This is a genomic window from Trinickia terrae (genome assembly GCF_005144415.1).
GTDB lineage: Bacteria > Pseudomonadota > Gammaproteobacteria > Burkholderiales > Burkholderiaceae > Trinickia_A > Trinickia_A terrae.
Window position 1 is genome coordinate 1 of the sequence record NZ_SWJE01000034.1, and the last position, 6,417, is coordinate 6,417.

Genomic DNA, 6,417 nt, shown 5'->3' on the forward strand with positions numbered 1-6,417 from the left:
CCGTCCTCGCCTGCTACTGCGGCACCGTTAATGAAATGACTAATCTGCCTCATCGTCTCTGCTCCTTCCATACCGACCGGACCGCAGCCTCGCCCAATCGGCGAATGTTGAACACGTGGCTCGCCTCTGTTATGACAAGTTATATATATTTGTATTGAATGTCAACTATGACATATCGCATAGCAACCAAGGTTGGAGCGTACCCTTTTGCTTATGAGCAAACGGCACGATTGAAGGGTGTCGGCTTCTTCGCTACTGACTGGACACACATTTTTTGAACCATTAATCAATTATGATACTAAGTACATTTACCTACGTAAAAGTACCAATAGTCACTTATGACACATAATCCAAAAATGACAGTGGGTAGACAAATTCGGAGGGGTGTCGTATGGTCGCGATAGCAATCAACTACTGTGAGGTCTCCCCGCATGACAACCCGACAAGCGTCAAGCGAACCAGGTACCGGTCTGACCCGCAACGACCGGCGGCGACAGCGAACCCGAGAAGCCATTCTTGCGGCAGCCGACCAAGTGTTTCGGCGTGTAGGCGTGGATGCGGCGACGGTAAACGACGTGACCGAAGAGGCGGACGTCGCCTACGGGAGCTTCTACAACCACTTCAAAACAATGGACGACGTGGTTGCTGCGCTGGCTGCCGAAACGCTGCAGCGCGTCGCAGACAGGACTGGCGAAATCATTCAGAAGGCAGACCGAGTGGAACTGCTACCCTGCGTGGGCGCCAGGTTTGTGGTGCGGATGCTGTCACAAGATCCGGCGATTCGCTGGTTGTTGAATCGCCCCTACATTCTGGTCGACGCGTTCCACGAGGTTGCGCGTCCATTCATGGTCAACGCGGAAAGCCAGGCAGTGCAAGACGGACGTCTAAGGCCAGTCGGTGGCCACGAATGTTGGCTGCAGACCTTTCCGTGGCTCCTGATTTCGGAACTCAACGCATTGCTGAGCGACGGAGACGTGGCAGCACACGAGGAGCGATTCGCGCGGATCAGCCTGCGGTTTCTCGGTGTCGACGACACGCTCGCGCCAACCATCATCGAGGAGTCGAAATCGCTGGTGAACGCGCAAACCCAGTCTGGCCGGGTTGCGAAGGCTCATCGCTCGGAACCCAAAGCGATCACTGGATAAGTCAGCACCGGCATTCCCCTCCTATTGATTACGGACAACGCCAAAGTTGAGGCTGCGGCGGATGTCCGAATGATTCTCAAGCGGCATCGCCAACTCCGCGAAGCGATCAAACTGGACCCGCGACAAGCAAGTTCAGTTATAGAAAACGATTGCCGCTTGCCGGACTACCCGAATCGGTCCCGTTGTCCAATAAGAACAACATTGCGATATGCGTCGATGGCATTTTATTTTCCGATCAATATGGATAACTAATAACACGAAAAACTCTGGATCCAATACTGCCATAAAGGTAGCCAGCTGCGAGAAAGCACCAACTGGGAAACCGGTCCACGTCCCAGGCTGTTGCGTCATTCATTTAGCCGACGGCAGCATTCACGCGCATAGGAATTGTCGATACGAATCGACGTTTGATAGCTAGGCGAGCAGAAATTTCTCAACGGCGGATTGATATTTCCGCAAACGATTTAACGGAGCTAGACATGAAAATCGCGCTAATCGGAGCTACCGGGCACGCTGGATCCCGAATCTTGAGCGAGTTGGCCCACCGAGGCCATTCGGTGACGGCAATCGTACGGCACCCCGATCGGGTACCCGCGCTTCCGGACATAACAGCAATTGAGGCAGACGTTCATGACACTCCCACGCTTGCGAAATTATTGAACGGACATGACGCCGTGATCAGCAGTGTCCATTTCCTGGCCGCCGACGCGCCAACCTTCCTGCAGGCTATTCGCCGTTCAGACGTGCGACGCTACCTGGTGGTGGGCGGTGCTGGTACCCTGGAGATCCGCCCCGGCATGCGACTAGTCGATACCCCGGATTTTCCGGCCGCGTATCACGGTGAATCCTCTGCCGGCGCAGCGTTTTTGGAAACGCTCCGCACCGTATCCGACCTTGACTGGACCTTCCTTTCGCCGTCAGCCGAATTCGTCGAAGGATCTCGTACCGGCAAATTCCGCCTCGGCGAAAACGCCCTGTTGACTGACAGTCAGGGGCGCAGCTGGATCAGCTACGAGGACTACGCCGTGGCGATGGTAGATGAACTTGAAAAACCAGCACACGTTCGCGCCCGTTTCACGGTGGGTTACTAACCCATCCGCTGGGATCGACGATTCACCAGGAACGACACGCAGACCAAGTTTCACATCGTCGCCACGAAGTAGCTGTAGCAGCGACACATCATTCTGGCCCCGCACGTGTGCAGCAATTAACCAAGGAGATTGATTTGAAGAGACATCTGATGATTGCGGCGGGTGCGCTCGCCGCCTCGCTTTCGTTCTCGGCATTCGCCGATGGATCGACGTACCAGCTCGATCCGAGCCACACGTACCCTGCCTTCGAGGCTGATCACTTCGGTGGTCTGTCCGTGTGGCGCGGCAAGTTCGACAAGTCGAGCGGCACGGTGACGCTCGATCGCGCCGCAAAGACCGGAGCGGTTGATGTCACGACCGAAATCGCATCGGTTCGTACGGGCAGCACGAAGCTCGACCAGTACCTGCAGTCGGCGCAGTTCTTCGACACGACGAAGTACCCGGATGCGACCTACAAAGGCGCGATCGAGTTCGACGATGACAAGCCGTCCGAGGTCGTTGGCAACCTGACGATGCACGGCGTGACCAAGCCGCTGACGCTGAAGATCAACTCGTTCAAGTGCATGCCGCATCCGTTGCTCAAGCGCGAAGTGTGCGGCGTCGACGCCGCCGGCGAATTCGACCGTGCCGATTTCGGCGTGAGCGCCGGAAAGGAGTATGGCTTCAGTACGAAGACCAAGCTGTTGATCTCGGCCGAAGCGCTCAAGCAGTAATCCTGTGGTGCTGCAACAGACTACGCGATACGGACAGAATGAAACGCCGCGTCTTCTTATCCTCGAGCGGCGGTTCTATTCATTGTCCGTCGCGCACTCGTCCGCTCGAGGCGCGCGGCTATGAAGGCATGGAGTCCAGGAAGACATAGACCGCAGCGATCTTCTCATCACGCACGATGATCACATCGACGCCCGTATAGGCGGGAGCCTCGCCCCGCGGGCCGGATCCCCACGCCAATCGGCCAGCGTTGTGCAGGACCTGCGGCTCACCGAGCTGCGTATAGGCGAAATGCGGGTGCGTCGCGCGAAGCTCACCCGCGAACGTGTCGAGAGCATCGCGCCCGATGAATACACCCTCAGGCACGTAAAGCACGCAGTCCTCGGTATAGAGTTCCTCGATTGACGCGCGACGACGCTTCGCGTCGCCTTCGCCGAAGACCTCCGGAAGGTTGCGGCAGAGCAGCTCGTTGATACGGTCGGTCATGGCAATTCTCCTTAACGATATTGACGAAACGCGTCAGACAAGACGCTCCTTCACCTTGCCCGGCACCAGAGGCAGATCGCGCAGCCGGACGCCGCTTGCATGCGCCACGGCATTCGCCAGCGCGGCGCCCGCCGGACCGAGCGAACACTCGCCGGCGCCGAGCGACGGATCATCGGAACGTTCCAGCAGGACGACATCGACTGGCGGCACTTCCTCAAAGGACAGGATGGGATAGTCCTGCCAATGGCGCGTGGTGATTTCGGTTCGACTGAACGTCACGCGCTCCTTGAGCGCCCAGCTCAGCGCCTGGATGATGCCGCCTTCGATCTGGTTCTTCACGCCGTCGGGATTGATCACGCGACCCACGTCGATTGCGGCGGTCACGTTGGTGACGCTGACGGCACCAGTCGAATGGTCGACGCGTACGTCGACGACCATCGCCGCGTATGCCCCGATATTCTTGTAGCGCGAATAAGCGAAGCCGCGTCCATGCTGCCCGTCGCCTTTCAAACCGGGCTGCCATCCGGAGCGGCTCGCCGCCTCCCGCACCACGGCAATCGCACGCGGATCGCTCAGGTGCGCCAGACGAAATGCGACCGGGTCTGCATTGGCCGCAAGCGCCAGTTCGTCCATGAACGACTCGATCGCAAACACATTTCCAAACGCCCCCAAGGTGCGCAGCGAGCTATTGCGGACGGGCGTGTCCAGCAGCATGTGGTTGGTCACCCTCCTGCGCGGCAGATCATAGACCGGCACGGCGTTGCGATCGCCATTGCCGTATGGCTGCGGGATCTCCGGCGGCGGCGACGGCTGGAACGGCTTCTCGAGGTGCCACGCGGCTAGCAGGTTTACACCACCGCGCTCGCCTGGCCGCATGGCGTGAGAATTGCTCCATACGTCGTAGTTCCAGTCGGCAATATGGCCGTCTTTGGACAAGGCCGCCTTCACCCGCATGACCATTGCCGGACCGATGGGCGCCCAGGCAAATTCATCGTCGCGCATCCATTGAACCTTGACTGACCGCCCCGGGACTTCGCGGGCGAGCAGCGCTGCATCGAGCGCGACATCATCGGCGCCGTTATGACCGTAACAGCCCGAACCTGGAACGTGCACGACGTCGACCGCGCCGACAGGCATTTCGAGCACCGTCGCAAGTTCGCCGCGCAACGGAAACGCGCCCTGCGTGTGAGACCAGACCGTCAGGTGCCTGTCCTCGAGCAGCGCAACGGAACACGAGGGACCGATCGAGGCGTGGGAAAGATATGGGCGAGAGTAGCTGGCCTCCAGTTGTGTCGCTACATCGAACGCCGGACTATCCTGCCCCGCCTCGCTGATGACCTTGTCTTCGCTGCGCCAGCCAGGCAGCGCCGCCTGGAGATGATCGACGTCGGGCAGCGCGACGAAATCGGCACTCCACTGCGTTGCGTCGATCAACGCACGCCGCGCCGCTATTGCCTGCTCTTCACGCTCGGCGACGACACCAAGGAAGCTGCCATCGCGGACAACGGCGACGACGCCCGGCAGCCGCTTGACGGATGCGGCGTCGACTGAAACGAGCTTCGCGCCGTACCTCGGGGGCCGCAAGACGCGGCCGAACAGCATATTGGGCAAGCGCATGTCCTGAACGAACGCCGCCGCACCCGTGAACTTGGCCGGCAAGTCAATGCGCGGCACCGACTTGCCGACCAGCCTGTAATCCGATGGGCGCTTGGCCGTGAAGCCCGCAGCCACTTCGCGCCTGAACAGCGCCTCATCGTCTCTCGCGAGGTCCGCGTAAGTCACGCGCCGGCCGTCGGCGGCCAGAACCACTCCGCTCTCGACGCGCAGATCCGACGCCGCCACCTTCAACCGCTGGCCGGCCGCTGCGAGCAGGACCGCCCGCGCTTGCGCCGCGGCAACGCGCAATGCCGCCCCGCTCGTCTCGATCGACTGGCTGCCGTACGTGTAACCCTCGTTCGGGCTGCGAGCCGTGTCCGCGGAAATCATGCGCACGCTCGCCAGACTCACATCGAGTTCGTCCGCGGCGATTTGTGATAGCGCGGTGAGTATCCCCTGCCCCAGCTCGGCTTTCCCTGTGAAGATCGTGACCGCGCCCTCCTCGTCGACTCGAATCCAGCCGTCGAGCCGGCGATTCGCGCGCAGATCGACCGGCAGCACGGGCTCGGCCAGCGCGAACTCCGAAAAAGGCGCAAGCGAGAACGTCGCGACGACCGCGCCGGCCAATTTGCCGAATGCGCGCCGCGAAAGTCTGACCGTATTCATGCGCGCAACTCCTGCGCTGCACGCCGGATCGCGCGCACAATCCGGTTATGCGCACCGCAGCGGCATTTCTGGCCGGCCAGCTCGCGCCGTATGGCCGCCTGATCCGGATCGGGATTTCGCTCGAGCAGAGCCTTCGCGGCCATCAACATTCCGCTCGAGCAATAACCGCACTGGGCGGCCTGTTCGGCGAGGAAGGCTTTCTGCAGCGCGTGAAGCCGCTCACCCTTGCCCAGCCCCTCGACCGTGGTCACGCGCTGCACTCCCACCGCGCCAACGGGAAACACGCAAGAAGGCGTTGCGTCGTTGCCGACCAATACCGTGCACGCGCCACATTGCGCCTCGCCACAGCCGAACTTAGGACCGCTCAACTGGAGATCGTTACGCAACACGTATAGCAGCGGCGTATCTGCAGCCACGTTCACCACGTGCTGCCTTCCATTCACCGTGATCGGAATGCCCATTTCGCCTCCCTTGACTTCCCATCCGCGATCGCGCCGCGTCGAGGATCAATGCGGCGCGAGAACGCCGTCTGGAATTGATTTTTCTTTTGGTTGACTAACTAAATGACCCGGTTTCCCACCCTGAACCTCTCGCCCCCCCGCTAACACTCGACGCAGTCAGCCTGGCGTGCGCCCTCAACCCGTCTGAGGCAAACAAGCATCAGACACGCCGCCAGTGCCGGCACCGCGGCCGCGAAGAACAACGCCGTGTTCGACCACTGC

General features: G+C 60.4%; 6 protein-coding genes. 3 read left to right on the top strand and 3 right to left on the bottom strand.

Annotated elements, in window-relative coordinates:
- The first annotated feature begins 431 nt into the window (after nt 1-431).
- From FAZ69_RS32830 to FAZ69_RS32840, 3 genes are all read left to right on the top strand, one after another.
- The gene (locus FAZ69_RS32830; RefSeq protein ID WP_136899606.1) at nt 432-1,145 is read left to right on the top strand and encodes a TetR/AcrR family transcriptional regulator; all 714 of its coding nucleotides are present in this window, start codon (nt 432-434) and stop codon (nt 1,143-1,145) included.
- A 479-nt stretch (nt 1,146-1,624) separates the two neighbouring features.
- Nucleotides 1,625-2,236, top strand: a complete 612-nt coding sequence (locus FAZ69_RS32835; RefSeq protein WP_136899608.1) for an NAD(P)-dependent oxidoreductase — start codon at nt 1,625-1,627, stop codon at nt 2,234-2,236.
- A 134-nt stretch (nt 2,237-2,370) separates the two neighbouring features.
- Entirely contained in the window at nt 2,371-2,949 is a 579-nt protein-coding gene (locus FAZ69_RS32840; RefSeq protein ID WP_136899610.1) for a YceI family protein, read from the top strand.
- Between the two features lie 118 nt (nt 2,950-3,067).
- Here FAZ69_RS32840 and FAZ69_RS32845 read toward each other — a convergent pair whose 3' ends face one another.
- The 3 genes from FAZ69_RS32845 to FAZ69_RS32855 all read right to left on the bottom strand — a co-directional run bounded on the left by FAZ69_RS32845 (nt 3,068) and on the right by FAZ69_RS32855 (nt 6,156).
- The gene (locus FAZ69_RS32845; RefSeq protein ID WP_136899612.1) at nt 3,068-3,433 is read right to left on the bottom strand and encodes a nuclear transport factor 2 family protein; all 366 of its coding nucleotides are present in this window, start codon (nt 3,431-3,433) and stop codon (nt 3,068-3,070) included.
- 33 nt (nt 3,434-3,466) lie between these two features.
- Nucleotides 3,467-5,590 carry a xanthine dehydrogenase family protein molybdopterin-binding subunit gene (locus FAZ69_RS32850; RefSeq protein WP_369407772.1) on the bottom strand — a complete coding sequence of 708 codons (2,124 nt, stop codon included), beginning with the start codon at nt 5,588-5,590 and terminating at the stop codon, nt 3,467-3,469.
- Between the two features lie 101 nt (nt 5,591-5,691).
- Complete coding sequence (locus FAZ69_RS32855) at nt 5,692-6,156, bottom strand: (2Fe-2S)-binding protein (protein ID WP_136899615.1); 465 nt, start codon at nt 6,154-6,156, stop codon at nt 5,692-5,694.
- Nucleotides 6,157-6,417: the final 261 nt, after the last annotated feature.

What these genes read in the sequence shown, in the direction of transcription:
- FAZ69_RS32830 (WP_136899606.1), top strand. Translation starts at nt 432, where the DNA reads ATGACAACCCGACAAGCGTCAAGCGAACCAGGTACCGGTCTGACCCGC.
- FAZ69_RS32835 (WP_136899608.1), top strand. Translation starts at nt 1,625, where the DNA reads ATGAAAATCGCGCTAATCGGAGCTACCGGGCACGCTGGATCCCGAATC.
- FAZ69_RS32845 (WP_136899612.1), bottom strand. Translation starts at nt 3,433, where the DNA reads ATGACCGACCGTATCAACGAGCTGCTCTGCCGCAACCTTCCGGAGGTC.
- FAZ69_RS32855 (WP_136899615.1), bottom strand. Translation starts at nt 6,156, where the DNA reads ATGGGCATTCCGATCACGGTGAATGGAAGGCAGCACGTGGTGAACGTG.